General features: G+C 67.7%; 24 protein-coding genes. 9 read left to right on the top strand and 15 right to left on the bottom strand.

Annotated features, from left to right (window positions below; genetic code table 11):
* Window positions 1-58 precede the first annotated feature (58 nt).
* Window positions 59-1,447 (bottom strand): FAD-dependent oxidoreductase, encoded by a 1,389-nt coding sequence (locus NO878_RS16080; RefSeq protein WP_256406986.1) that lies wholly within the window; start codon window positions 1,445-1,447, stop codon window positions 59-61.
* Between the two features lie 162 nt (window positions 1,448-1,609).
* On the opposite strand from NO878_RS16080, the gene NO878_RS16075 reads away from it, so the two are divergent.
* On the top strand, window positions 1,610-2,620 hold the full coding sequence (locus tag NO878_RS16075; protein ID WP_256406985.1) for a PrsW family intramembrane metalloprotease: 1,011 nt from the start codon (window positions 1,610-1,612) through the stop codon (window positions 2,618-2,620).
* On the opposite strand, the gene NO878_RS16070 is transcribed toward NO878_RS16075, so the two are convergent.
* The gene (locus NO878_RS16070) at window positions 2,617-3,192 is read right to left on the bottom strand and encodes a riboflavin synthase (RefSeq protein WP_256406984.1); all 576 of its coding nucleotides are present in this window, start codon (window positions 3,190-3,192) and stop codon (window positions 2,617-2,619) included. The two genes, NO878_RS16075 and NO878_RS16070, sit on opposite strands and share 4 nt — an antisense overlap.
* Window positions 3,193-3,277: 85 nt before the next feature.
* Here NO878_RS16070 and NO878_RS16065 point away from each other — a divergent pair, with 85 nt between their 5' ends.
* Entirely contained in the window at window positions 3,278-3,535 is a 258-nt protein-coding gene (locus tag NO878_RS16065; RefSeq protein WP_256406983.1) for a DUF7533 family protein, read from the top strand.
* 93 nt (window positions 3,536-3,628) lie between these two features.
* Here NO878_RS16065 and NO878_RS16060 read toward each other — a convergent pair whose 3' ends face one another.
* From NO878_RS16060 to NO878_RS16045, 4 genes are all read right to left on the bottom strand, one after another.
* A complete protein-coding gene (locus tag NO878_RS16060; RefSeq protein ID WP_256406982.1) occupies window positions 3,629-4,297 on the bottom strand; it encodes a M24 family metallopeptidase in 669 nt (222 codons plus the stop codon).
* A 4-nt stretch (window positions 4,298-4,301) separates the two neighbouring features.
* Entirely contained in the window at window positions 4,302-6,146 is a 1,845-nt protein-coding gene (locus NO878_RS16055) for a UvrD-helicase domain-containing protein (RefSeq protein ID WP_256406981.1), read from the bottom strand.
* A gap of 52 nt (window positions 6,147-6,198) precedes the next feature.
* Window positions 6,199-6,384 carry an HVO_0416 family zinc finger protein gene (locus NO878_RS16050; RefSeq protein WP_256406980.1) on the bottom strand — a complete coding sequence of 62 codons (186 nt, stop codon included), beginning with the start codon at window positions 6,382-6,384 and terminating at the stop codon, window positions 6,199-6,201.
* A gap of 73 nt (window positions 6,385-6,457) precedes the next feature.
* A complete protein-coding gene (locus NO878_RS16045) occupies window positions 6,458-7,960 on the bottom strand; it encodes a carboxypeptidase M32 (protein WP_256406979.1) in 1,503 nt (500 codons plus the stop codon).
* A 98-nt stretch (window positions 7,961-8,058) separates the two neighbouring features.
* Between NO878_RS16045 and NO878_RS16040 the strand changes: the two genes are divergently transcribed.
* Both NO878_RS16040 and NO878_RS16035 read left to right on the top strand, forming a co-directional pair.
* Window positions 8,059-9,378 carry an NRAMP family divalent metal transporter gene (locus NO878_RS16040; protein ID WP_379823035.1) on the top strand — a complete coding sequence of 440 codons (1,320 nt, stop codon included), beginning with the start codon at window positions 8,059-8,061 and terminating at the stop codon, window positions 9,376-9,378.
* A gap of 7 nt (window positions 9,379-9,385) precedes the next feature.
* Window positions 9,386-9,949, top strand: coding sequence for a hypothetical protein (locus NO878_RS16035; RefSeq protein ID WP_256406978.1), 564 nt, complete (start codon window positions 9,386-9,388; stop codon window positions 9,947-9,949).
* Here NO878_RS16035 and NO878_RS16030 read toward each other — a convergent pair whose 3' ends face one another.
* Window positions 9,950-11,029 (bottom strand): M20 family metallopeptidase, encoded by a 1,080-nt coding sequence (locus NO878_RS16030; RefSeq protein ID WP_256406977.1) that lies wholly within the window; start codon window positions 11,027-11,029, stop codon window positions 9,950-9,952.
* Between the two features lie 93 nt (window positions 11,030-11,122).
* Between NO878_RS16030 and NO878_RS16025 the strand changes: the two genes are divergently transcribed.
* Window positions 11,123-12,988, top strand: a complete 1,866-nt coding sequence (locus NO878_RS16025) for a PINc/VapC family ATPase (RefSeq protein WP_256406976.1) — start codon at window positions 11,123-11,125, stop codon at window positions 12,986-12,988.
* Here NO878_RS16025 and NO878_RS16020 read toward each other — a convergent pair.
* From NO878_RS16020 to NO878_RS16010, 3 genes are all read right to left on the bottom strand, one after another.
* Window positions 12,985-13,269 carry a winged helix-turn-helix domain-containing protein gene (locus tag NO878_RS16020; RefSeq protein ID WP_256406975.1) on the bottom strand — a complete coding sequence of 95 codons (285 nt, stop codon included), beginning with the start codon at window positions 13,267-13,269 and terminating at the stop codon, window positions 12,985-12,987. The genes NO878_RS16025 and NO878_RS16020 overlap by 4 nt on opposite strands.
* 101 nt (window positions 13,270-13,370) lie before the next feature.
* Entirely contained in the window at window positions 13,371-14,498 is a 1,128-nt protein-coding gene (locus NO878_RS16015) for a hypothetical protein (RefSeq protein WP_256406974.1), read from the bottom strand.
* A gap of 80 nt (window positions 14,499-14,578) precedes the next feature.
* Entirely contained in the window at window positions 14,579-15,256 is a 678-nt protein-coding gene (locus NO878_RS16010; RefSeq protein WP_256406973.1) for a cytochrome c biogenesis CcdA family protein, read from the bottom strand.
* 54 nt (window positions 15,257-15,310) lie between these two features.
* Here NO878_RS16010 and NO878_RS16005 point away from each other — a divergent pair, with 54 nt between their 5' ends.
* Complete coding sequence (locus NO878_RS16005) at window positions 15,311-16,015, top strand: ABC transporter ATP-binding protein (RefSeq protein ID WP_256406972.1); 705 nt, start codon at window positions 15,311-15,313, stop codon at window positions 16,013-16,015.
* Window positions 16,012-16,689, top strand: coding sequence for a heme exporter protein CcmB (locus NO878_RS16000; protein WP_256406971.1), 678 nt, complete (start codon window positions 16,012-16,014; stop codon window positions 16,687-16,689). The genes NO878_RS16005 and NO878_RS16000 overlap by 4 nt, the downstream gene beginning before the upstream one ends.
* Window positions 16,690-16,696: 7 nt before the next feature.
* Here the strand turns inward: NO878_RS16000 and ccsA (NO878_RS15995) are convergent, their stop codons facing one another.
* From ccsA (NO878_RS15995) to NO878_RS15985, 3 genes are all read right to left on the bottom strand, one after another.
* Window positions 16,697-19,045, bottom strand: coding sequence for a cytochrome c biogenesis protein CcsA (gene ccsA / locus NO878_RS15995; RefSeq protein WP_256406970.1), 2,349 nt, complete (start codon window positions 19,043-19,045; stop codon window positions 16,697-16,699).
* Entirely contained in the window at window positions 19,042-19,506 is a 465-nt protein-coding gene (locus NO878_RS15990) for a thioredoxin family protein (protein ID WP_256406969.1), read from the bottom strand. The genes ccsA (NO878_RS15995) and NO878_RS15990 overlap by 4 nt, the downstream gene beginning before the upstream one ends.
* 92 nt (window positions 19,507-19,598) lie before the next feature.
* On the bottom strand, window positions 19,599-21,107 hold the full coding sequence (locus NO878_RS15985) for a cytochrome-c peroxidase (protein ID WP_256406968.1): 1,509 nt from the start codon (window positions 21,105-21,107) through the stop codon (window positions 19,599-19,601).
* 181 nt (window positions 21,108-21,288) lie between these two features.
* Between NO878_RS15985 and ccsA (NO878_RS15980) the strand changes: the two genes are divergently transcribed.
* Both ccsA (NO878_RS15980) and NO878_RS15975 read left to right on the top strand, forming a co-directional pair.
* Window positions 21,289-22,041 carry a cytochrome c biogenesis protein CcsA gene (gene ccsA, locus NO878_RS15980; protein ID WP_256406967.1) on the top strand — a complete coding sequence of 251 codons (753 nt, stop codon included), beginning with the start codon at window positions 21,289-21,291 and terminating at the stop codon, window positions 22,039-22,041.
* A gap of 2 nt (window positions 22,042-22,043) precedes the next feature.
* Window positions 22,044-22,181: a CcmD family protein gene (locus tag NO878_RS15975; RefSeq protein WP_256406966.1), complete on the top strand. Its 138-nt coding sequence runs from the start codon at window positions 22,044-22,046 to the stop codon at window positions 22,179-22,181.
* A gap of 13 nt (window positions 22,182-22,194) precedes the next feature.
* Here NO878_RS15975 and NO878_RS15970 read toward each other — a convergent pair whose 3' ends face one another.
* Window positions 22,195-23,724, bottom strand: coding sequence for a molybdopterin-dependent oxidoreductase (locus NO878_RS15970; protein WP_256406965.1), 1,530 nt, complete (start codon window positions 23,722-23,724; stop codon window positions 22,195-22,197).
* A 3-nt stretch (window positions 23,725-23,727) separates the two neighbouring features.
* A complete protein-coding gene (locus tag NO878_RS15965; RefSeq protein ID WP_256406964.1) occupies window positions 23,728-24,261 on the bottom strand; it encodes a cytochrome c maturation protein CcmE domain-containing protein in 534 nt (177 codons plus the stop codon).
* Window positions 24,262-24,279: the final 18 nt, after the last annotated feature.

The following is a 24,279-nucleotide window of genomic DNA, read 5'->3' as shown; positions in this document are numbered from 1 at the left end:
GGACAAATACCCGACGGTTCGTTAGATCGATCCGTCGACCTCGGCGGCGGCGACGCCCTCAGTCGTCCGCAGCGGGGATTCCGGCGGGGTCGGTGTCGACCGAGCCGTCGGGGTCGCGCGGGAAGTTGTCGATGGTGTCTGCGCGGAACGCCGCCTCGTCGAACTCGTAGTCCGCGTCGAGAAAGTCGAGGAGCGTCCGCGTATCGCGCATGGCGTTTTTGAGACAGGTCGAGGCGCCCGGCGAGGGCGTGATGTTGAAGATGATGTCGTCACCGACAATCTTCGCCTCGCCCATATCGAGCGACTTCGCCGAGGTGTCGACGATCTGTGGACGAACGCCGCCGTAGCCTTTCGCGCGCTCGATATCGTCGAGTTCGACGCCCGGAACGACCTTCTGGACGTGCGGGAGGAACTGTCGCGGCCCAACCTCGGGGAGGTCGTACACGAGGTTGCGCAGGACATACGGGAGCAACACCCGGTCCGAGAGGATGTTGGCGTAGCTGAGCGCCGCGGCCGCGTTCAACCCGAACACGTCGAGGAAGTCCGTCACCGTCGAGAGTCGGCCGCGTTCGAGCGCCGGGACGAGCTTCGCGGTCGGGCCAAAGCGCGTGATACTCGCGTCGTGAACGTCCGCGTCGCCGTGAACGGCCGCGAAGGGCAGTTTCTTCATCTGCAGGGTGTAGACCTTCCCGTTCAGGAGGTCGTCCGCGAGGAAGAAGCTCCCGGCGACGGGGAGCAGTACCTTGTCCTGGCCGTAGCCGAGTTCCTTGGCCATCTGGAGGCTGTGACTGCCGGCGGCGACGACCGCCGCCGAACAGTCGAAGCGGCCGTCGTCTGTCTCGATGGTGTAGCCGTCGAGCGTCGGCGTGACGTCCGTGACCGTGGTCCCCGTATAGACGTCGACGCCCGTCTCGGCGGCCGCGTCGTCGACGAAGGAGGTCGCCGTCTCGCCGTAGTCGACGACGTAGCCGTCGGGCGTCTGGAGCGCGAGCAACTCCGTATCGGGGTCTCGCCCATCGACGACCGCAGGTTCGATCTCCGCAATCTCCTCGCGGTCGATGGGCCGTAGTTTGGGGAAGAGGTCGCCGAATCCGTCGTCGTCGTAGCGCCGTTCGAGCTGGGCCACCTCCTCGTCACCGACGCCGAGGACCATCTTGCTTCGCTTTGCGTGCATCTCACGGTCGGCGTCGTGGTTCTCTAGGTAGCCGGCGAGGAGTTCCGCCCCCTCCTTGACCTCCTCGGCTTTGTCGAGGGTGTAGTTCGTCTCGATGTCGCCGAAGTGGAGGGTCTGGGAGTTGTTCGTGTGGTGGGAGTTGATCGCCGCAATCTCCGACTCCTTCTCGATCAGCGCAATCGAGTCGATGTCGGTGAACTTCGCGGTCGTATACAGAAGCGATGCACCGCTGATACCGCCGCCGACGATGACCAGATCGTATTTGCCGGACATAGTTGCCCCGTGGAGTTACCTACACGACTGCGCTCCAGCCTCATAACTCATTTTTTCTCCGTCTGTATATCGACAATTAACGAAGCGAGTCTCGACGGCGGCCGGCGACGGCCCGAGGTCGCTCGGGCCAAGAAATTAAACGATGGACGCCGAGTCGGTGGTATGTCGCGTAGACGGGACCCGGTCGAGGAGCGCGCCGGCGCCGACGTCGACCTGTACGACATCGCCACCTGGGAACCCCGCGGGGTGCTCGACGGGGTGGCATCGGGGATCTATCGCGTCTTCGTGGCGTCGACCCGGCTGTTCGTCGTCGGTGTCGCTCTTCTCATCCTGATCGGGATCGGTGGGCTGAGCGCGCTGACCGACCCACAGATCGGCGCGCTGACGCTGCTCTCGGCGATTCCTGCCTTCGCCCTCGCGGTCTACGTCCGCCGCTCCGACGTGACCAGCGGCGAACCGCTCTCCGTACTCGTCGCGACGTTCCTACTCGGTGTGCTGACCGCGAACTTCGCGGCCGTCCTCAACTCCTATTCACAGGGGCTGTTCGCCGGCTTCGGCTTTCTCGGCAGCGCCCTGTTTTTCTTTCTCGTCGTCGGTCCCGTCGAGGAGTCGGTGAAGCTCCTCGCGGTGCGGCTCTATGCCTACGGACACGACCGGTTCGAGGCCGTCGTCGACGGCACCGTCTACGGGGCCGTCGCCGGCCTCGGGTTCGCCACCATCGAGAACGCCATCTACATCACGCAGAGCCTCGACGCACCGACGGCCACCGCGGGCCTCGGTCTCATCGGCGCCGGCGGCGGGATCACCGCCGTCCGCGCGCTCGCCGGTCCCGGCCACGTCATCTACTCCGCCTTCGCCGGCTACTATCTCGGCCTCGCGAAGTTCAACCGTGAGCATCGCGGCCCGATCATCGTCAAGGGCCTCCTCGTCGCCGCGCTTATCCACGCTACCTACAACACCACCGTCGGCATCGGGACGGGACTGGTCGGCCTCGCGACGGGACTCGGCCAACTCCCCTCGTTCCTGCTCTATGTCCTGCTTTACGACGGCGTCTTCGGCTTCGTCCTCTTCCGAAAGATCCGCCGGTACAACCACACCTACCGGACGGTCCACGACGACGAGGCGAGCGAGGAGTCGGCCTTCGAGTCCGAGCCGATGGAGTTCGACCCCTAAGCCAGCCGCTCGACGTACTTCGCCACCACGTCCGCCTCGACGTGGACAGGATCGCCGACGTCCTTCGTCGAGAGCGTCGTCAGCTCGTAGGTTGCGGGAATGATCGCGACGCCGATCCGGTCGTCGTCCCGGTCGGCGACGGTGAGGCTGATCCCGTCGAGCGCGATAGAGCCCTTGTCCACGACGTACTGGTCGAGGCTGGCGGGCAGGTCGAACTCGAATCGCCAGTCGTCGCCGACCCGTTCGACCGCCGCGACCGTCGCCACGCCGTCGACGTGTCCCTGGACGATGTGGCCGTCGAAGCGCCCGTCGGCAGGCATCGCCCGTTCCAAGTTGACAGCGTCGCCAACCTCGACGCCGCCGAGATACGTCTTTTCGACCGTCTCGGCGGCCAAAAACACCTCGAACCAGTCGTCGTCGTAGCGCTCGACGGTGAGACAGGCACCGGAGACGCTGATCGACTGTCCCGGGTCGAGCGTCTCGAAGTCGTGGCCGATTCGGATGCGACGACCACCTTCGGCGTCGTCGACGCCGATCACCTCACCCGTCTCCTCGACGATACCGGTGAACATACCCATCCTTCGCCGTCGTCGGAGTAAGGGGTTACGTTCGCCGCCTCTCGGCCGTTTTTTCACCCGGCGGCGCGTAGCGTCGCCGATGCGACTCGGGATCCTGGATACGCTCGGTCTGGCGGCGACCGTGATCTTCGCCCTCCCGGTGGGGCTGTACGGCGTCGAGACGGCGCTCGCCGGGCGGCCGGTGCTCGGCGGCGGACTGCTCGTCGTCGCGGCACTGATGATCTTTCTCCCCCAGCGGCTCACCACCCCCGCCGACCTGCCGGCGGCCATCGTCGGACGGGTGATCGGCGGGGCGGTGAAGGAACCGGACCCCGACACAGACCCGGACGACGAGTGAGGCGGGTCCCGCCGTCTCGTACGAGTTACTGTATCCCGGTGGTTCACTGGACCGTCTCGGCGAGCCGACGGTGAACGGTTACAGTACTCCGTCTCAGTACGCGCCCGGCGACAGCGACATCGGGAGGCTGGCGAGCGCCCGACACCCCGACTCGGTGACGGCGTAGTACCGTCCGATGCGGACCCGACCGCGGTCGGCGGCGGGGTCGGGGTCGACCGCCGTCGGATCGAGCGCGAACACCTGTCCCGTGGCGAGCGACGCGTCATCGGAGCGGTCGAGGGGGTCGCCCGCCGCCGTCCGGGCCACGGGGTCCTCGGTCGGAGCCAGCCCGTAGGCCCCGAGTTCCGCGACCGCCTCGTCGACGATCCGTCGGACCGGGACGCCCGGTTCAGCGACGCGAGTGACCGCGTCGTGGGCCATCTCGACGGCAACGGCGGCGCGGCGCTCCCATCCGCCGCCACCGTCGACGACGAACGTGCGCGCCCACGGGGCGGCGACGCCGTCGTCCCGCGGGTGAAGGGCGACGACGACGGGTTCGCCCGCCCGGAGGGTATCCGGGGTGACACTGAGGTCGACACCCGCACCGCCCGCGTCGGTGACGGCGGCGTCGGCGGCGGCGGTCAGCGCCGCGGCGGTGAGAGGGGTGTCGTCGGCGTGAAGACGGCCGTCGACGGCTGTCGCGGCGTCGAGGCGGCCCGCGACGGCACGGATCCCGGCAGCGGCAGTCGAGAGCCTGTGTTCCACCTCGGCGGCGTCGGCCACGGCCTCAGGGCTCCGGTTCGGGTACCGGTGTCGCCTGGGCCTCATCTAACATCTCCTCGACACTCTCTTCGCGGAGTTCGTTGTGCAGGAGGACGCCGATGGGGAGGGTTGGGGCACCGCCGATCAGGTTCTCTAGCAGGACGAGCCGTTCCCGGGCACGGCTCATCCCGACGTAGAACACACGCCGTTCGTTGTCGGTAAGAAGCGGGACGGGGCTGGTGTGGGCCGTGAACTCCTCGACGCCGGGCACGGCGGTCGGGTCGTCGACGCTGGCGGCCATCTGTTCGACCACCTTCTCCGTGAGGTCGGTACAGACGAAGACGTGGTCGGCCTCGCGGCCCTTCGCGGAGTGGATGGTGCCGACACGGACCCGGTCGGGGTCCATGCCCGCGTAGTCGCCACCGAAGTAGGCGTCGACGGCCTTCCGCTGGAAGCTCGTCACCTTGCGGAGCATGTCACCGGCCGCGGCCGGTTCGGGCATGAACGGTGCGTGATCGGACACGACGTCGGGTTCGACGCTGATCTCGGCGATATCGTCGGTGTCGGCGGCCTCCTCCCGGTCGTCGAGGTGGTCGTAGAAATCGTCGCGGTCGTTGGTGCCGAACGCCGAGTCCTGAAGCATGTCGGCGAGGCGGCGCGCCTCCAGTCCCGTGATCGACTCGTCGGCGTCGAGTTTCTCGACGGCGTGGACGTACTGGGTGAGGCGGTCGGTCCACATCCGCTGGTCGGTCATGATCGAGAAGGGGATCCCCTTGGGGAGGAAGTCGTCGATGAACTGGAACATCTGATAGCGCGCCCGAAACAGGACCATGAGCGTCTCGTCGGTGTTGTCGACGGTGTGCTGGACGTTTCGCACCACCTCGAACATCGAGGGACTCCGAATGCCCTCGACGACACCCCCCTCCTTGCGCGGGTTGAGGTCCTTCTCTTGGCGTTTGGAGATGTGACGGATCTCGCGGTTGACGACGTTGAGAATCTGGGATGGGAGTCGGTAGGAGTTCGGGAGAACGATATCCTCGTCGACGTCGGCATCGAGCAGGATGCTCGGATCGGCGCCCTGCCACGCGTAGACGACCTGGTCGTCGTCACCCGCGATCAACACCCCCTCCATGTGGGGTTTCCACTCCTCGTACACCTCGTACTGGAGCGTGGTGATGTCCTGGAACTCGTCGATGACGAGGTAGTCGACGTGGGGGACCAGCGACCGCTCGGCGACGCGTTCCAGCATGTCGGCGAAGCCGACCAGGCCATGTTCGCCCTTATAGGAGCGCCACGCCCGGATCACCTTCGGCACGTCGATGCGCTCGTCGTCGGCGGGCCAGGTCGGCGTGTATTTGTTCCCCTCCTGGGCGTTGGGGTCGACCTCCGGCGGGAGACGGACGGCCTCGACGTCCCACTGGAAGGGCACGTCGTACCAGTCGGCGACGTCGCGCCGGGTGCGCTGAAGCCACTGACTCGTCGCGATGATCTTGTTGCCGAGTGTCGTCGACCGAGCGGTGCGGCGGCCAGCGCCGCCGTACTCGTCCTCGTACTCGACGCCGTACTCCTCGCAGAACTCCTGTTTGTCGCTCTCGCCGACCACGTCGCCACGCGAGAGGTCGAGCAGTTCGTACGCCTTCGCGTGCATCGTACAGACGTTACCCTGGAGCGCCCGGGGCGACGTATCGAGGCGCTCGGCGAGTCGCTCACGGACCTCCGCGGCGGCGGCGCGCGTATAGGAGACCACGAGGACATCGCGAACGTCGACTGCGTCGTCTTCCAACAGGTCGTCGACGCGGTCGAGGAGGGCGGTCGTCTTCCCGCTACCGGGGCCTCCGAAGAGTCGGGTGACCGTGGCGTCGTCGCTCATGGTCAATTTACACGCCCCCGGCCGTGATAAACGACGTGGCTCGGCCGGCCCGTCAGGGGGCCGGCGTCCACCCGCAGACCGAACAGTCGGCGGCCGACTCGTCGTGCAGCGCCCCACAGTCCGGGCACTGCAGCTTGTTATAGGATCGCTCCCAGCGTACCGGTGTGGTCTCGTGGCCGTTGTCCGCGAGGAACTGGTCGAACAGTTCGTCGTCGCGTGCGCTGGGTTCGGCTGCCATACACGCTATGGTACGCCATACCACCACTTAGTCGTACCGGTGTGGGTAATTGTGACATGGGGAGACACGACGGCTACAGACCGTACAACGTCCCGTACTTTTCGGTGGCGTAGTCGACGAACGCGTCGGCGGACACGTCGTCACCGGTCGCCCGAGCGACGAGTTCGTTCGTCTCGAAGCGCTTACCGTGACGGTGGATCCGGTCGGTCAGCCAGTCGTGGAGCGAGGTGAACTCGCCCGCGCGAATCGCGTCGTCGAGGCCGTCGAGGTCGCGGTCGGCGGCGTCGAACAGTTGGGCGGCGATCACGCTCCCCAGCGAGTAGGTGGGGAAGTACCCGAAGTTGCCGTGAGACCAGTGGATATCCTGCAGACACCCCTTGGCGTCCGTCTCTGGGCGCACACCCAGATACGAGTCCATCTTGTCGTTCCAGACGGCCGGCACCTCCGCGACATCGAGGTCGCCCCGGATCAGATCCCGTTCGATCTCGAATCGCAGGACGATATGCAGGTGGTAGGTGAGTTCGTCGGCCTCGACGCGGATGAGATTGGTGGGGTCGACGGCGTTGACCGCCTCGTAGGCCTCACGGACACTCGGGTCACCGACGCCGGGGAACGCCTCGACGACCCGAGGGAGGAAGCGCTCCCAGAACGCTCGCGAGCGCCCGACGTGGTTCTCCCACAGCCGAGACTGTGACTCGTGAATCGAGAGGTCACGCGCCTCCCCGAGTGGCGTGCCGTAGGCCTCGTCCGGCAGGCCGAGCGTGTAGGTGGCGTGGCCGAACTCGTGGACCGTCGAGAGGAGGGCACCGACCGGATCCGCCTCGTCGTAGCGGGTGGTGATCCGGGCATCGTACGTCGTCCCCGTCGAGAACGGGTGCGGAGCGACGTCGAGACGCCCGCGCTCCCAGCGGTAGCCCAAGTCGTCGAGCACGTCCCGCATGAGCGACTCCTGCTGGTCGCTCGGGAACGTCCCGTCGAAGGTGTCGGTCGCCAAGTTGGCGTCGGCTCCCCTGATATCGTCAACCAGCGGCACCACCGCCTCGCGGAGCGTCGTCAACACCGACTCGGCGTGTTCGAGGGACAGACAGGGTTCGTACTCCTCGAACAGCACCGCGTAGGGGTCACGGTCCGGGGCGATGTGCTCGGCGTACCGCCGCTTCAGATCGATCAACTCCCGCAGGTGTGGGGCGAACGTCTCGAAGTCGTCCGCGTCCGTGGCCTCACGCCACGCGGTCAGCGCCTCCGAGGACGCCGCCGAGACGCGCTCGACGAGGTCGGTCGGAACGCGGACGGCACGCTCCTGTTCGCGGCGCACCTCGCGGACGACGGCGCGCTCGTCGGCGGTGAGATCGGCCGCCTCGAGTTCGTCGAGCAGGTGCCCAAGTTCGTCGTCGACGAGCAGGTCGTGTTCGACCGCCGAGAGCGCCGAGAGCTGTCGGGAGCGCGCGGGCGTCCCCTCGTCGGGCATCATCACCTGCTGGTCCCAGGAGAGCAGGCCCGCGGCGTTCGAGACGTTCGTGATCCGACCGACCCGGTCGAGCAGGTCGTCGTATGCAGCCGGCGTCGTATCGCTCATGCCCGGACGTGGGTCCGGGTCGTAATCAACCCCGTGTCCGCCCCGGGTGATACCACGGAGTGGTAACACCTATACGGGCGAGGCGTCGACCGGGTGGCATGACAGACAACGCTGGCGGGGAGTCGACCGGGGTGACCGAGCGTATCGGGGGATACGCCGCCGATATGGGGCCATCGTGGGTCGCCGGCGCCATCGCGGCCGGGCCGGCGACCATCGCCAGCCTCGTGACCGCTGGCGCGACGTTCGGCTACGACCTCCTCTGGGTGGTCGTTCTCTCGGCGGGTGCGGGCGCGCTCGCCCAGTATCTCGCGATGCGACTGGGCCTCCTGACCGAGCGAGGTATCGTCGCCGTCGTCGAGGACACCCTCGGCGAGCCCTGGGCGTGGCTGCTCGTCGTCGACGGCGTCCTGGCGGCGGGCGTCGCACAACTGGTCATCATGAAGACCGTCGCGACGGTGTCGGCGACGGTCACGGGCGTCGACGCCCGGATCTGGGGCGTCGTCTGGGCGGTCATCCTCGCGCTCGGGCTGGCCGGTCGCGGCTACCGCTTTCTCGAACTCGCGGCGAAGCTGCTCGTCTCGCTGGTCGTCGTCGCCTTCGTCGCCAGCCTCTTCGTCGTCCCCATCGACTACGGCGCGGCCGCCCAGGGTCTCGTCCCCGCGGTGCCGTCCGGCGGCGCGCTCGTCGCCGCAGGCATCCTCGGTGGCGCGGTCCACATCACCCTCATTACGATGCACTCCTACACGATGCGCTCGCGCGGATGGACTCGCGAGGACTACGGCACCGCCTCCTTCGACGTCGGGGCGTCCATGCTCGTCGCCTTCGGAATCTACAGCCTCGCCATCTTCCTCGTCACCGCGAGCGTCCTCACATCGGCGGACCTCTCGACGGTCGGCGCCGCCCAAGCACTCGGCCCGCTGGTCGGCCCGAGCGCGAAGTGGCTCTTCCTGCTCGGTCTCTGGGGCGCGGCCGTCTCCACCCTCGGCGGCAACACCATCGTGCCGCCCTTCCTCCTCGCCGACAAACTCGGCTGGGGCACCACCATCGAGGACGACCGCTACCGGTGGCTGCTGGTCGCCACCGCGCTCCTCTCGGCGCCCGGCGCGTTCATCGGCGGCGCGGTGCTCGGCCAGCTAGTGCTCGTCCTCGCGCTCGGCACCGTCGGCACCCCCTTCGCCATCGCCGTCGTCCTCTACCTGCTGAACTCCGGGGCGGTGCCCGACCGCAACTCGACGCTCGCGAACGTCGGCGGCCTCGCGCTCCTGCTGGTGACGGGGACTCTCGCCGCCAACTTCGTCCGGGAACAGGTCGCCGGCGGCGTCGGTCCCCTCTCGGGGTTCGTGCTGGCTGTCGCGGCGGTCCTCGGAGTCGCCATCCTGGGTCTCGGCGGTAAGTACGCCGCCGAGGAGGTCGTCTGATCGGCCCGTGACCGATCCACTCCCCGACTCGGGGACGACCCTGATCGTCGGCCCCTCGAACGCGGGCAAGACACGCCGGACCGCCGCGGCGCTCGATGCCTGGCTGGACCGCGAGGGCCCAGAGGGTGTCGTCGTCTTCGAGTTCGCCCCCGAACTCGAACGGAACGGCCGGATTCTCGGCGGCCGCCTCGACCGGTTCACGACCGTCCCCGGGACCGTCTGGCACGGCATCGTCGACGCCCACGCGCCGCGGACGACGGGCGAGAGCGCGTCCGAAGCGGCCGACCTCGCCGCCGACAACGCCCGGCGGGCCGTCTCCGTGTTCGACGCCGCCCCCGCCGACCCGCGGGCGGTCTTCGTCAACGACGCCACCATTCCCTTCCAGAGGCCCGCGGCCGACCCGGACCGCCTGCTCGATTACTGTGACGACGCCGCGGTGGCGGTGCTCAACGCGCTGGCCGGCGACGCACTCGCCGGCGACGACTCCGTCTCACGGGCCGAACGAGAGACGCTGGCGGCCCTCCGACGGCGGGCCGACCGCGTGATCGAACTCGACGGCGGAGAGACCTGATCACTCCCCGAGCGCCGACTCGGCGATCCCGCGGTAGATCCGCACGCATCGCTCGACGACCTCGACCGAGACGCTCTCGGTGTCGGTGTGGGCCTCGCCGGGTTCGGCCGCGCCACAGACCACACAGGTCGTCCCCGCGGCGGCCAGCCACCCCGCGTCGGTGGCGTGGGGCTTGATCACTCGTTCGGGCGTCGACGCCTGGGCGTCGGCCGCGGCCGCGAGGGCCGCGTCCGCGAACCTGGCGTCGTCACAAGCCATCGGTGGGAGGTCCTGATCGACGTCCCACGTCACGCCGGCGACCGACTCGGCCGCTTCGAGGGCTGCCCGGTCACCCGGCACCGTCCGCTCGTCGATAGTTACCGTACACGACTCGGGGATCACGTTCCAGGCCGATCCGCCCTCGATTTCGGTGACGGCGACGCTCCCCCGCACGTCGTGGCCCAGCACCGTCGACGCCGGTGTGTCGAGGCCGCGGACGACGTCGACGGCGTCACAGGCGCGATAGACGGCGTTCGCGCCGACCTCTGGGTTGCTCGCGTGGGCGCTCTCGCCGGCGACGTGGAGCGTGCTCCCGCGCCGCCCCTTGTGGGCGACGGCGACGTCGGTGACGCCGGGCGCGGAGTAGCCGGTCGACCCCTCGCCGACGACGGCGAAGTCGGGGGCGAAGCCGTCGTCGATGGCGGCCCGTGCACCCACACCGCCTTGTTCCTCGCCGACGAAGGAGGCAAAGACGAGTTCGTGTGCGGGAGTCGCGTCGCGAAAGGCCACCATCGCCGCCGCGAGGCTTCCCTTCATGTCGGCGGTGCCACGGCCGTACAGGCGGCCGTCCCGCGCCGTGATGGCGTAGTCGTCGCCGTCGACCTGGTCGTCGGCCGGCGGCACTACGTCGTGGTGGCCTACGAGCGCGACCGACTGCTCGCCCGTACCGCGGCGGGCGATCACGTTGCCGTGGGCGTCGCGTTCGACCGCGGCGTCGGTCTCCGCACGGAGCCAGGATTCGACCGCGTCGCCGGCGGCGCGTTCGTCCTCGTGGCTCGGTATCGCGGCGAGCCGCTGAGTCAGATCGGCGGCGTCGTGCATGGCTCCGGGGAGGGAGGCCGGGGACTTATGTTGGTCGCCAGCGCCCGCCCGTCGCTTGAATACGCTTATCCGTCTCGCCCCCCGAAATCCCGCATGAACATCGTCCCGGACACGAGCGCGGTCGTCGACGGCCGCGTGTCCGAACGCGTCGAGTCGGGGGCCTACGATGGGGCGACGGTCACCGTCCCCGAGGCCGTCGTCGGCGAGCTCGAGTGGCAGGCCAACGAGGGCCACGACACCGGTTGGGAGGGGATCGAGGAACTCCAGCGGCTGATCGGCCTCGCCGAGGACGGCACGATCACCGTCGAGTACCACGGCGCGCGGCCCGACGCCGGACAGAAACGCGACGCCGACGAAGGCGAAATCGACGCCATCGTCCGCGACGTGGCCGCCGACCTGGACGCGACGCTCCTGACCAGCGACGTGGTGCAGGCCGAGGTGAGCAAGGCAAAGGGCCTGGCCGTCGAGTACGTCGAACCCCGTCGGCGCGAGGCCGGCGGCGACGAGGGCCTAGAGATCGAGCGGTTCTTCGACGAGACGACGATGAGCGTCCACCTTCGAGCGGGAGCGAATCCGAAGGCCAAGCGCGGCGCCATCGGCGACATGCATTACGAGACTATCGGTGACGAAGTGACATCCGAGGCGGAGATGAAGGAGTTCGCTCACGACGTCATGGAGACGGCACGGGCCAGCCCCGACGGCTTCGTCGAACTCGACGAACGGGGGATGACCATCGTCCAGTACCGCTCCTACCGGATTGCGGTCGCGCGGCCGCCCTTCGCCGACGGCTTCGAGATCACCGCCGTCCGCCCCATCGTCAAGACCGACCTCGACGACTACGAGTTCGCGAGCGACCTCAAGGACCGCCTCCTAGAGCGCCAGCGGGGCGTGCTGATCTCCGGAGCACCAGGCGCCGGGAAGTCCACGTTCGCCCAAGCGGTCGCGGAGTTCCTCGCGAGTCACGACAACGCGGTCAAGACGATGGAAAAGCCCCGCGACCTGCAGGTCGGCTCCGATATCACCCAGTACACCGCACTGGGCGGGGACATGGCCAAGACCGCCGACTCCCTCCTGTTGGTCCGACCGGACTACACCATCTACGACGAGGTGCGAAAGACCGACGACTTCGAGGTGTTCGCCGATATGCGCCTCGCGGGTGTGGGAATGGTCGGAGTCGTCCACGCCACCCGCGCCATCGACGCCCTGCAGCGGCTAGTCGGCCGGGTCGAACTCGGCATGATCCCGCAGGTGGTCGACACGGTGGTCTACATCGAAGCGGGCCGCGTCGACACCGTCTACGACGTGACCACCGAGGTGAAGGTGCCCGAAGGACTGACCGCCGAGGACCTCGCGCGCCCGGTCATCCAGATTTCGAACTTCGAGACCGGCACGCCGGCCTACGAAATCTACACGTTCAACCGGCAGGTCGTCACGGTCCCGCTCGACGGCGACGAGGGGAGCGAGACGGGCGTCTCACGGCTCGCCCGCAAGGAGGTGGAACGCGAGATTCGCTCGATTGCCCGCGGTCACGTCGAAGTCGAGTTGAACGGGCAAAACGAGGCCGTCGTCTACGTCGAGGACGACGACATCTCCTATGTGATCGGCAAGGGTGGCGGCCGGATCAGCGACGTCGAGGACCGCCTCGGCATCGACATCGACGTACGGACCCTCGACGAGCGCCCGGGCGGCGGATCGGGCGGCGGAGAGAGCGACGCCACTCCTACCGGAAGCGAGGGCACCGTCGTGACGCCGGAGGTCACCTCCAAGCACGTCGTCGTCGACGCGGGGGCGGCCGCCGAAGTCGGCCAGACCGTCGAGGTGCGGGCGGACGGCGAGTATCTGTTCACCGCGACGGTGGGTCGGGGCGGCGAGATTCAGGTGTCGCGAGGGAGCGCCATCGCCGACGAACTCGAACACGCTATCGACGACAAGCGGCGGATCACGGTCGTGTCAGCCTAGTCGCACTCGACGCAAGGAGCCTCCGCCTCGCCGCACTCCTCGGCCAGTTTCGTCTCGTTGAGTTGATAGAGATTCTGTCGGGCGTCGGCGAAGTAGACGTCCTCGTCGACGACGCCGATATCTTCGAGTCGTTCGAGCGCGTACCGGACCGTCCGAGCCGAGAGCATCGACTCTTCGACGATCCCCTTCTGGGTCAGCGACCCGTTGTATTCGAGGACCTTGAAAACCAGTTTCGCGCTCGGGGGAAGGTCGTCCAGACCCTCCTCTTCAGTTCCAGCCATCATGTGTGGGAAGCGTGGCCATCGGCATAAATCTTCACCGACAGGGATTGCTCGCGGCCGAGTGGGTAGACCCGGCTGCCGGCGGCAGACTCACCGTCTGATCACTCGGACTGTGCGCGGCGGAGTCGGTCGGTCGCCACGTCTTGGGCGACGACCACGACGTTCTCGTCGCCGAGATAGTCGACCGTGGGATCGGTGAGTCGCGGCCAGTAGGAGAGCCGGAGGCTCCGGCGACTCTCCGAGTCTACGTCGCCCGCATAGACCGCACGGACGAGACGGAGGGGGACCGACGTCTCCCGCGTGAACGCAAGTGTCACCTGAAGGCGGGCGGTGTCGAAGTCGCCGTCGTCGCCGTTCGGAAAACTCGTGCTGGCAACGCCCGCGAGCATGTTGCCGCCGACGCCGTCGAACCCGCCGGGGGCCGACGGCGGGAACAACACCGCCTGGGAGTCGGCGGCCGTGTACGTCCGCGCGAACACCCGCCGCGTCTCGGGGCTGGCCGTGGCCCACGTCGGCGACTCGCCCGCCCACGTCGCGAGGAGGTCCGGATACAGGTCGGTCTCCACGCTCTCGGTGCCACGGACGTAGACACTCCAGTCCTCGCCGCCCAGATACACCGTGCGGGGAACGCCGTTCTCGTCGTCGGCGCGGTATACGTCGTACCCCTGTCGAGTCGTCACCTGGGAGAACCCGCGCTGTTCGAGAGAGTCGAGGAGTGCGCTCGTCGGTCCCCGGGCGATGACGACCGCTTCGAGTCGGTCCGTCTGGTATCGCATCGCCAGCGGAATCCCCTCCTCGCTCCGGGCGTTGTACGCCGAGTTGGCGACCGATTGGTTGCCACGCGATGCCCGCAGACGGGCAAAGCTCAGGTCGGCAGGGTTGACCAACTGATAGCCAACCCGTGTCGGCTCCGCGTACGGTCGTGTCCAGAGCGCGGGGAGCCAGCGTCGAAACTGGTACGCCGCCGGGATTTCGGGCTGTGCGAACCGGTCGGTCGGGGTGGCGGTGGGCGTCGCCGTGGCCGTCGCCGTCGGCGTCCGGGTCGCCGTCGGTGTCGAGCTAGCGGTGTCGGGTTCCCCGTCGCCACGCCCGTTGCATCCGGCTACGCCCGCGAGCGACGCGCCAAGCAGTGCGAGCGTCGCCCGTCGCGTGCGTTCGGTCACGGATGCCTCGCTCCGGCGCAGGCCGTCGATTTCGGCTCTGTCGTCGCCGTCGATCCGATGCCCCACATCACGGGCGCTAGCTGGCGCCGAACGGGGCTAAAATGGTTCGGTGATTCCCGAGACGGGAGAGCAGACGGCGACCGGTGTCACAGACTCGACAGGAGCACCTTATCGAGTTCGAACAGCAACCCGACACCGCTCGCGAGCAGGGCGTAGCCAGCGAGGCGCCTGACCGTCCGGGTGTGTTCCACGCCGGGGAGACGGCCGCGGAGCCGACTCCCTGCCACCTTGCTGCCGTACGCGACGCCGAGCAAGGGGACGCCGAAGCCGGCCCCGTAGCTGAACAGGAGTAGTCCGCTCTCGGCGACGCCACCGGTCGTGCTCGCGTACGCCAGCACCGCGCCGAGTATCGGGCCGACACAGGGGAGCCAGAGGACACCGAGCAGACAGCCGAGGATCACCCCGCCCGCGAGCGGATGGCCGCCGCTGTCGGCCCGTTCGGCCACGCCGTCGGCCCGGCCGGAGAGCCGGGAGGCGTACGCGGCGTAGGCGGCGTGCAAGTCGTCGTCGGCCAGCACCGCGCCGAAGACGATGACGGTGACGAACGCGGGCGCACGAAGCGTCTCCGGCGCCAGCATTCCCAGGTAGCCGGTCACGACCCCGATGGCGGTAAAGGACAGCACGCTCCCGGCGACGATTGCCAGCGGCCGCAGCCGGTGGCCGACGCTTCCGGACAGAAGTGGCGGCAAAACCGGGAGACAGCACGGGGTGAACGCCGTCAGAATCCCGGCGGCGAACGTCGCGTACGGCGAGGGAATCGCCATGGGTCGGCTTCGAAGTTGCAAAAGTTAAAACGCCACCTCTCGAAGGTGGCGTCGATGGGTGCGCTCTCGCTCTCGTCGGTCTCTAAGTTCTTCGGAGACCAGGTTGGCGTCGCCGACCTCACGCTCGACATCGAGCACGGGCAGACCGTGGTGTTGTTCGGGCACAACGGCTCCGGGAAGACCACGCTTCTCCGGATGCTGGCGACGCTCTCCCGCCCGACCGCCGGCACGATCAGCCTAGACGGGACGCCGCTGTCACGGGACCGGCCCCACCTTCGAGACGAGATTGGGGTCGTGTCACACGAGACGTACCTGTACGACGAACTCACGGCGCGCGAGAACCTGCGACTCCACGCCCGACTCCACGGTGTCGACCCGGACCGCTGTGCCGAACGCCTAGACGCCGTCGGCCTCACACACCGTGGCTCGGACCCCGCGGGCGAGTTCTCTCACGGAATGGCGAAACGGCTCTCGTTCGCCCGCGCGACGATCCACGACCCGGAGGTGTTGTTGCTGGACGAACCCTTCTCCGGGCTGGATCGGGAGTCGCGAGGGCGGATCGTCGCGCGTCTCCGCGACTTAGACGATACGACGCTGCTCGTCGCCACACACGACCTAGACCGCGGGTTCGACCTCGCGGATCGTGTCCTCCTGCTTGCGGACGGGCGCCGCGTCGGCGACGTGACGACGGCGACGTGTGCGGGACCGGCGGCCGTCGAGCGGACGTACGAGCGGCGGGTGGCCGGGAGCACCGGATGAGTGCCCGACAGTACCTTCGTGTCGTCCGCGAGGTGGCTCGCAAGGACCTACTGCTGGAACTTCGCGGCAAGCGTCGGTTCAACGGCGCCGGGGTGTTGGCGCTGCTGATCGTCGTCGTCTTTTCGTTTGCGTTCGTACGCCAGGTCGAGAGCGGCGCGGTCGTCGGCCGGGGGAGTCTCTGGATCGCACTGGTGTTCGGCGCGATGCTGGCGCTGTCGCGCGGCATCGCCACCGAGGAGACCAACGCGGCCATCGAGGGGTTGCTGTTGGCACCGGTCGACCGTTCGGCGGTCTATCTCGGCAAGGTGTGTAGCGCCACCGTCTTCGTGACGGTGATCGGGTGGACGACGCTGGTCGGCGTCACCATCTTCCTAAACGCGCCGTTCCCGCCGGCGGTGATCGGACGCCTCCTCGTCGTCTTCCCGCTGGCCGCACTCGGCTTCGCCGCCGCCGGCGTGTTGCTGACGTCGCTGACGCTGAACTCGCGGCTTCGGGAGTCGCTGTTGCCCGTGTTGTTGTTGCCGCTGGTCATCCCGGTGGTCCTCGCGGGAATGGAGTTGACCCGGGCGACGGGTCCGTTTCTCGCCTCGGGCTGGTTTCGCATCCTCCTCGTCTACGACGCGCTCGTCGCCTTCGCGGGGTGGCTGAGCTTCGAGTTCGTCGTCGAGGGGTGACCGCCTCTCAGTCGCGCGCGCCGGCCGCGGGATCGAACACGAACAGGAGACACATCCCCACGAGCATCGTGAGGACGCCAAACCACATCTGGTTGGCTAGCGGATAGCGGCTGACCTCGATTGAGAGGCCGCCGCCGCGCGTCATCGTCCCCACGACGTAGGTGTCACCGAGCGGCCCTCGGGCGATCAGCGGGTCGTTCGTGTTCATATCGCGGCCGCGGTAGGACTGTTCGGCGACGATGCCATCCGCGACTACCTCCTCGCCGCGGTAGAGCGTGACCTGGAAGCGGTGGTCGACGACGCGAGGCTGGTAGACGTCCGTCGGCGGATCGTCCACTGTCCCCGCGTTCTCCCGGTCGGTGTAGACGAGCGCGTCGATGTTCGTCGACCGCGGGTCGGAGAGACTCCCCCGGACGACCACCTCGGTCCCAGGCTCGAACGCGACGGTGCCGCGGTCGGCGCCGACCCAGACCGAGGAGCCGTCGAGTTGGGCGATGGTCACGTTCTCGAAGCGTTGAACCTCTGTTACCTCGCCCCGCACGAGCACCGCCGTCGCCGACGGGTCGGTCGACAGAACCTCCGCGGGCGAGAGCGCCGCCTCGGTCACCGTCGGCGTGTTCGCCGGCCGGTAGTCGCTCACCTCGACCGTGTAGGGTGTCCCCTCGACCGCTCTGACGACTGGCTCCCCGGAGTCGTCCAGTCCCGTCGCGCCGGCGATGCCGACCGACCCCGTCGCCGAGAAGACGTAGACGAGCGAGACGGCGACGACGAGAATCGCCGCGCCGACGTGGATGAGGACGACACCGGTCTCCTTCAGTCGGACGCGCCGCGAGTCGATCCGTGCGACACGGTCGACGAACCGGCCGGTCCACCCGGCGGCGAAGTACGCCGCCGGCGGGACGACCGTGAGGACGCTCAATCCGCCGACGACCCGGTAGTAGAGCGGGTCGAACGGCTCGGTGGTGGCCAGTTGCCACTCGGGGCGGGCGAGTCCGATGCCGACGGCGAGGGTGACCACGAGGACGGCCGCGACGGTCCCGAGCACGGTCCGACCGCTCATGCGCTCGCGCTGAGCGTACGCGCCGCCACCGAGCAGCATGAAGACGACGACCGGGAAACTCCAGAGGTTGTAGTACCGGGCGTCGACCCCAACCTCCACGCCCGAGGCGAGGTTCCGGATGACCGGGAAGGAGAGTCCCCAGACGGAGACGAATGCCAAGAGGACGAACGCGAGCACCGCGGCGTGAAGGATGGTAGGCTGGCCGAAGCGCGGGCCGCCGTCGGCCGTCGCGCCTTCGGCCGCGTCCTGCAGTCGGAACCAGTAGACGAACGCCGGCACGACGGCGAGGGCGGTAGTACTCCCCAGAATGAAGAGGATGCCGCTGCCGATGCCACCACCCGCAAAGGAGTGGACGCTCCGGAAGACGCCACTCCGGACCACCGTCGTCGCGAACACCACGAGCGGGAACAGGATGGCCGTCGCCGCGGGTGCGAGGACGGAGTATTGACCGGTCGTCCGATACCGGTTGAGCGAGTGAAGGACGGCGCTCAGCCCGAGCCACGGGATCAACACCGCCGTCTCGACGGGGTCCCACGACCAGAATCCGCCCCAGCCGAGCACCCGGTAGGCCCAGATGCCGCCGAGCGTGATGGCGGCGGTCAGGAGGAGCCACGACGCACGGAGCCAGCGGGTAGTGCTGTCGATCCACTCCACGAAGACGCTGTCGTGGCCGCGGAGCCGGGAGACGAAATGCGTCACCCCGAGCGCGAAGGGCACCACCAGCAGCGCGTACGCGGAGAAGGTGATCGGCGGGTGGATGGCCATGAACGGGTCGACGAGCAGCGGGTTCAGCCCGCTCCCGTCGGCCGGAACCCCGTTCGCGGCGATGTCGGGGAACTCCGCGGCCAGCGGTACGAAGGGGCTATCGGAGACCAACATGGTGGCGAACACGCTGACGACCCCCATCGCCAGCGCCTGTGTCAGGCGCGCGCCGCGCACGTCGAACCGGTTGAGGAGCACCGTCGTCGTCGCCACCACCGCGGTGAGCAACGCCCACAGCAACACCGACCCCTTGTTCGACGCGTAGACTCCCGTGAGCTTGTACAGCAGCGGGAGGTAGTTGGCCGTGTTGTCCCAGACGTACGCGTTCGTGTAGTCGCCGGTGACAAACTGGACCGTGAGGTAGACGAGTGCACTCGCCAACGCGAGCGTCGTCACGCTCGTGGCCACCCGAATCACCCGGTCGTACGCCCGCGTGTCGGCGGCGTACTGATAGCCGAGGAGGACGGTCGCCAGCGGGCCGGCGAAGGCAGCGACCGCGAGCAGCCACGTGCCGGCGGTGGTCCCGAAGATCATGTCGCCTCCTCCGCCCCACGCCGAAGGATACGGAGCATCTGCTGGCGCTCGACGTACCCCTCGATACTCGTGACCGTCTCTCCTTCCGGCGTCATGATCCGGTGTTGGGGGGGATAGGTCGCCTCGTGCTGTCGGGCGAGATCCTCTCCCGGACCCGGTTCGTCGAGGTTGATCGCCAACAGGACGTAGCCGTCCAATTCCGCCCGGACCGTCTCGTTTCGGTAGTGGTTGTCGCTGTAGGTATCACAGTACGTACACCACGTCGCCCAGTAGTAGACGAGGATCGGTTTGTCCTGACTCTGTGCCATTTCGAGAGCCGTTCCCGGCTCTGTCTGCCACTCCAGCCCACCCTCGTAGGTGTGTGCCTCGTCGCTCACCACCGGCGCCGCGTTCATCGAGTAGTAGCCCATGGCGAGAACGACGACGAAAAACGCGACGGTGAGTGTCTTTCGAGTGTTCATTCGGGGTTACAAACCGTTCGTATCGGCGTCGACGCGGGTAATCGTGTCGGAACGAAATCCGGTGCCGGCAGGCTGCCGGCTCGGTCGGACGATCAGTCGCGCTGTCTGAGGTGCGTTGCCGCGAGTAGCAGCCCCATCAGAATCGCCGCGGCGGTGACGAGGGTGAAACTCGCGTTCGACACCGTCGATCCGTTCGCGGTGCCGGTGTCTGCTTCGGCGCTCATATCGGCGCTCGCTTCGGTACTCGCTTCAGTGCTCGCGTCGCCCGATTCGGGCGTGCCGACTGACTCGGTGTTGTCGGTGCTCGATCCACCGTCGTCGGGGGCGGACGCCTCACCTGCGTTCTCCGGAAGCATCGGCGGGCCACCGCTCCGGGAGGGGATCCGCGGCACGTCCTGTTCGGGGAACTCCCCGGAGAGGCTAGTGAGGAACGCCGTCACCTGCTCGGCCTCTTCGTCGGTGATGTTCTGATCGAGCTGACAGGAGGCCATCACCTTCGTGGCGTTTTCGAGCGTCCGCACCCGTCCGTTGTGGAAGTACGGCGCGGTGTACTCCGTGTTGCGGAGCGTCGGAACCTTGTACATGTGCTCGTCGGCGTCGTCACCGGTCACGCCCGCACGGCCGCTGTCGGCGTACAGGTTGTATCGGTCGATGTACTCCTGACACTGGGCGTTGGAGTCGCTGTAGACGCCGAGTTGCTGGTAGTAGCCGTTACCGTTCTCCATCTGCCACTGCGGGCCGTTGAACGCCGGGCCGGAGTGACAGCTCTGACAGCCAAGCTCCTTGAACTTCTGCATCCCCTGGAGCTGTTCCTCGGTCAGTGCGTCGGCGTCGCCACGCACGTACCGATCGTAGGAGCTGTTGGGCGTGATGAGCGTCCGCTCGTACGCCGCGATAGCGTCGACGGTGTTGTTCAACGTAACCGGGTTCTCACCGCCGTAGACATCCTCGTAGAGCTCGACGTAGCCGGGGTTGCTCCGGATCTTCTCCATGGCTGCGCCGGAGCTTGGCATCCCCATCTCGACGCCCGCGGTGATCGGCCCCTTGGCCTGTTCCTCGAGCGTGTCGGCCCGGCCGTCCCAGAACTGCGTGCTCATGAACACGGCGTTCCAGACGGTCGGAGAGTTGCGCGGCCCGGTCTGACCGTGGACCCCACGACCAACCTGACGGCTCCCGTCGCCGCCTTCCATCACGTTGTGACAGGTGTTACACGAGATGGAGCCGGTGTCCGAGAGCCGCGGGTCGAAGTAGAGCTTCTTCCCGAGTTCGACCTTGGCCTCGGTGTCGTTCGGCTGTCGGACCTCCTCGTAGCTCGGGAGCGCCTGCTGGGTCGGCGGCTCCACCGGAAGCTCCGCGGAGTCGTTCGCACTCGTGTTCCCCGTATCGTTATCCATCTGTGCCGTCGTCGGTTCCGTCGGGGGCGTCGCGGCCGGAGCCTCACTCACCGACACGTCGCTCGCGTCCGTGACCGACGCCGAGGATGCCCCCGCCGTGCCCGCTGCAGTCGACGGCGTTCCGTAAGCGGCTGCTACCGGCCCTGCCGCCAACAGTAGCGACATCAGGACCACGGCAGCAACCGCGGCTGTCTGCCCTCGCCTCATACAGGTACGATAATCGAATCACTACTTAATACCACCTTCTGCGGTCAATTCCGATGGGAATCAGGATAAGCTATATATGTCCGGATTTGGCGGCGTGGTTGTGACGGTGTGTCTACCGTTCGGCGACGTTACCCGCTATCACAACAGACTTTAGTCGGCTTGGCGAGCAGTCCCCGTCGACATGAGTACACTCACGCGAGCCGAAGTGACGGCCGTCGCGACTCTGCGGCGCCTCTTTCGGACCCGGGCGCTCACCTATCTCACGCTTCTGGTGGGCGTCGCGTCGCTCGGGAGCATCTTCGGGATAGCCTCGGACGCGATGTACGGGGTCAGTCACCCGATCAACCTCATCGCGTACTGGCACATTGGGCTGGCGACGGCCGCTGCCGGCGCACTCACCGTTACGTTTCTCGGGTGTGTCCTGTATCTGCTGACCGAGACCGACTTCTGGGAGTTTCTCGCGCACGCCTCGGGCGAGGTTGGCTTTCTCTTTGTGACGCTCACCCTCGTCACGGGGAGCGTCTGGGGGCGTGTCATCTGGAACAGTTGGTGGGAGTGGACCGACATCCGACTCGTCACGTTTCTCATCGTCTGGTTCATCTACGCCGGCTACCTGCTGATCTACTCGGCCGGCGGCGCGAACAGGGTGGCCCGACTCGCCTCGGCGTACGGCATCGTCGGCTTCGTGACCGTTCCCCTCTCCTACGTCTCGACCCGACTGTGGACCCCGACGTTCCACGAGACGACCGTCGGAAACCCCGACACGCAGGCGACGGTCACCGTTCCCGCGCTGTTGCTCTCGGTCGTGGCGATGGGACTCCTGTATCTGCTCTTGTTGGCCTCGCGCGTTCGGGTTCGCGAACTCGAATCGCGGCTCACGTCGGTCCGCCGGGCGGCGGCCGACCGAGCGGCCGAGCCGAGCGGGGGTGAGTGAGCATGGAGCCGCTACTGTTGGTCGGATACGGTGCCGTCTTCGTCGCGGTGATCGTCTACGTCTGGTACCTTCGGAACCGGGTTGCCACGCTGGAGCGGAAGGTGTCGGATCTGGGCGACGAGTCCGACACCGGGGAGTAACGCCAGACGCTTCTCACAGCTCCACGTTGAGTGTGAGCTTTGCCCACCCGGTCGCGCCGTCCGGGAACGGTGACGACCGCGCCCGCGGCTGTTCCGTCCCCGTCCCGTCGACGGCCTTGGCGACGAGGTTGTACCGGGAACTCTCAGGCTGCCACTCGTACTTCCACTGCCGCCACGTGTCCGTATCTGGAAGCTCGCCCGACAGCGTCGCCGCCTCCCACGTCTCGCCGCCGTCGACCGAGACCTGCACCTCGCGCACCCCGCGGGTCCCGGCGTAGGCGTGGCCGCCGATCTGGACCCGGCCGTCGGAGAGTCGGTTCGTCGCCTCGATCTTCACCACCGTGTTGACGGTGTCCATCCCGTTCCACCCTCGCTCCTCCCAGTAGCCGCTCTCGGACTCCTCGACGATTTCGATCTCGTCGAGCCACTTCACATTGAGTTTTCCCCATCGGTTCGGCACCAGCGCCCGCACAGGGTAGCCGTGTGGGCGGGGGAGTTTCCGGCCGTTCATTCCGTAGGCCACGAGACCATCCGCGAGCATCGACAGCGGCATCGAGTAGTAGTAGTCGTCCGGCGCCCGCAACACCGCGTGGCTCCCCTGTGGGTTCGCCTCCTCGATCAGATCGCTGATCGAACAGCCGGACCACAGCGCCGTCCCGATCTGTTCGCCGTCGATCGGATCACCCAGACAGCGCAGCGTCTTGAACTGGTCGACCGATTCGCGGTCGCGGATGGCCGCGTAGTCGTACTCCCGTTCTGTCTCGACGGCCCCCGTTACCGAGAGCGACCATCCCTCCGTCTCGGTGGTCGGTGGGCGGGGGTTGATATCGACCGTGTAGAAGTCCTCGACGTCGACGACCAGTCCGGACATGCCGTCGACACCGAGAGAGCGGTCCGCCGCCGTGGCGAGTTTCGCGTCGATGCTGTCGCCCTCAGACTCGTCCGTGTCGCCGACCGCCGCGCCATCCAGGTCGCCGGGTCGGGAGCCGACCCCGCGAAACGCCCCGATGGCGTGGGTCACGACGTTGTACGCCCCGACACCGACGAGCGCCCGGACGAGGACCCGACGGCGGTCGGCCGACTGCTCGTCGTCGATTCCGTCGAGCATCCGAACGACCAGCCCCATCACGCCGGTGCCGGCAACCGCCGGCGCGAGCGCGGGCAGAGGAGCGCCGACGAGGAGGGCAACGAGAAGTGCCACGAGGACGGCCGACAGCGCGAGGCCGGCCGCGTCGCCGCTCCGTGCCCGACCGAACTGGAAGGCGGCGTGGCTCACGGCGCCGGTGACGACGGCGAGTAGCGTACCCAGCCCGATCAGGGCGAGCGCGAAGGAGTAATCGCCGAAGTTCCAGATGATCGAGGCGACAACGTCGCTCGGGAGGAGGTCGAGAGTCCCACGGCTCGCGGCGACGATGACGAACGACTGTGAGGTGCCGTACAGCGCGAAGGAGGTGCCGACGACGGACACGCCGCCGGCGAACACCGCGATCACCCACCGAAGGCGGTCTTCGGTCCACGGCCACGCGTCCCGAAACCCGGACATCGGTCACGCCGCTCCGTGTCGGTATCGGGCCGGCAGCGTAGCGTCGGCGACGACCCCGGAGGTGGCCGCGGCGAGGTTGGCCGTCGAGTTGTTGTGGTGCGCGGAGACGTTGATCCCCTCGGGATGGCCCGTGACGTTGCCGGCCGAGCCGTTGTGGTGGCCGCTCGCGTCTGGCCGTTCACCCTCGTGGGCACGCACCGACAAGGAGTTGGCCTCGACGCCACTCCCGTTGTAGTACCCCTTGGCGACGACGACCCGGCCCTCGGCCATCGTCTCGGGCATCGGCCCCTCGTAAACGACCGGGACCGACGCGTTCGCGTCGGTGACGGTGAACGCGAGCCGGTCGTTGGACTGGCGCAGGTTCGTGACCACGCCCTCGAGGTTCACGCGCTCGCCGGTGTACGCGTCCTGACCTGCCGTCTCCACGTCGGTCGGGGAGACGAACTCGGCGGAGCCACCCATCGTCGTGGCCGCTAACACGGCAAACAGTACCGGAACGACGACGACGCCGACCAGAAGCTTAGTTTTCGTTCGCATTGTCAGGGTTCAGTCCGA

Origin of the sequence: Haloplanus ruber, from assembly GCF_024494725.1 — an archaeon.
In the GTDB taxonomy this organism is placed as follows: domain Archaea; phylum Halobacteriota; class Halobacteria; order Halobacteriales; family Haloferacaceae; genus Haloplanus; species Haloplanus ruber.
This window is presented reverse-complemented; position numbering and strand designations above follow the sequence as displayed.

What these genes read in the sequence shown, in the direction of transcription:
- NO878_RS16080 (WP_256406986.1), bottom strand. Translation starts at nt 1,447, where the DNA reads ATGTCCGGCAAATACGATCTGGTCATCGTCGGCGGCGGTATCAGCGGT.
- NO878_RS16075 (WP_256406985.1), top strand. Translation starts at nt 1,610, where the DNA reads ATGTCGCGTAGACGGGACCCGGTCGAGGAGCGCGCCGGCGCCGACGTC.
- NO878_RS16070 (WP_256406984.1), bottom strand. Translation starts at nt 3,192, where the DNA reads ATGTTCACCGGTATCGTCGAGGAGACGGGTGAGGTGATCGGCGTCGAC.
- NO878_RS16065 (WP_256406983.1), top strand. Translation starts at nt 3,278, where the DNA reads ATGCGACTCGGGATCCTGGATACGCTCGGTCTGGCGGCGACCGTGATC.
- NO878_RS16055 (WP_256406981.1), bottom strand. Translation starts at nt 6,146, where the DNA reads ATGAGCGACGACGCCACGGTCACCCGACTCTTCGGAGGCCCCGGTAGC.
- NO878_RS16050 (WP_256406980.1), bottom strand. Translation starts at nt 6,384, where the DNA reads ATGGCAGCCGAACCCAGCGCACGCGACGACGAACTGTTCGACCAGTTC.
- NO878_RS16045 (WP_256406979.1), bottom strand. Translation starts at nt 7,960, where the DNA reads ATGAGCGATACGACGCCGGCTGCATACGACGACCTGCTCGACCGGGTC.
- NO878_RS16040 (WP_379823035.1), top strand. Translation starts at nt 8,059, where the DNA reads ATGACAGACAACGCTGGCGGGGAGTCGACCGGGGTGACCGAGCGTATC.
- NO878_RS16030 (WP_256406977.1), bottom strand. Translation starts at nt 11,029, where the DNA reads ATGCACGACGCCGCCGATCTGACTCAGCGGCTCGCCGCGATACCGAGC.
- NO878_RS16025 (WP_256406976.1), top strand. Translation starts at nt 11,123, where the DNA reads ATGAACATCGTCCCGGACACGAGCGCGGTCGTCGACGGCCGCGTGTCC.
- NO878_RS16020 (WP_256406975.1), bottom strand. Translation starts at nt 13,269, where the DNA reads ATGGCTGGAACTGAAGAGGAGGGTCTGGACGACCTTCCCCCGAGCGCG.
- NO878_RS16010 (WP_256406973.1), bottom strand. Translation starts at nt 15,256, where the DNA reads ATGGCGATTCCCTCGCCGTACGCGACGTTCGCCGCCGGGATTCTGACG.
- NO878_RS16005 (WP_256406972.1), top strand. Translation starts at nt 15,311, where the DNA reads ATGGGTGCGCTCTCGCTCTCGTCGGTCTCTAAGTTCTTCGGAGACCAG.
- NO878_RS16000 (WP_256406971.1), top strand. Translation starts at nt 16,012, where the DNA reads ATGAGTGCCCGACAGTACCTTCGTGTCGTCCGCGAGGTGGCTCGCAAG.
- ccsA (WP_256406970.1), bottom strand. Translation starts at nt 19,045, where the DNA reads ATGATCTTCGGGACCACCGCCGGCACGTGGCTGCTCGCGGTCGCTGCC.
- NO878_RS15990 (WP_256406969.1), bottom strand. Translation starts at nt 19,506, where the DNA reads ATGAACACTCGAAAGACACTCACCGTCGCGTTTTTCGTCGTCGTTCTC.
- NO878_RS15985 (WP_256406968.1), bottom strand. Translation starts at nt 21,107, where the DNA reads ATGAGGCGAGGGCAGACAGCCGCGGTTGCTGCCGTGGTCCTGATGTCG.
- ccsA (WP_256406967.1), top strand. Translation starts at nt 21,289, where the DNA reads ATGAGTACACTCACGCGAGCCGAAGTGACGGCCGTCGCGACTCTGCGG.
- NO878_RS15975 (WP_256406966.1), top strand. Translation starts at nt 22,044, where the DNA reads ATGGAGCCGCTACTGTTGGTCGGATACGGTGCCGTCTTCGTCGCGGTG.
- NO878_RS15970 (WP_256406965.1), bottom strand. Translation starts at nt 23,724, where the DNA reads ATGTCCGGGTTTCGGGACGCGTGGCCGTGGACCGAAGACCGCCTTCGG.
- NO878_RS15965 (WP_256406964.1), bottom strand. Translation starts at nt 24,261, where the DNA reads ATGCGAACGAAAACTAAGCTTCTGGTCGGCGTCGTCGTCGTTCCGGTA.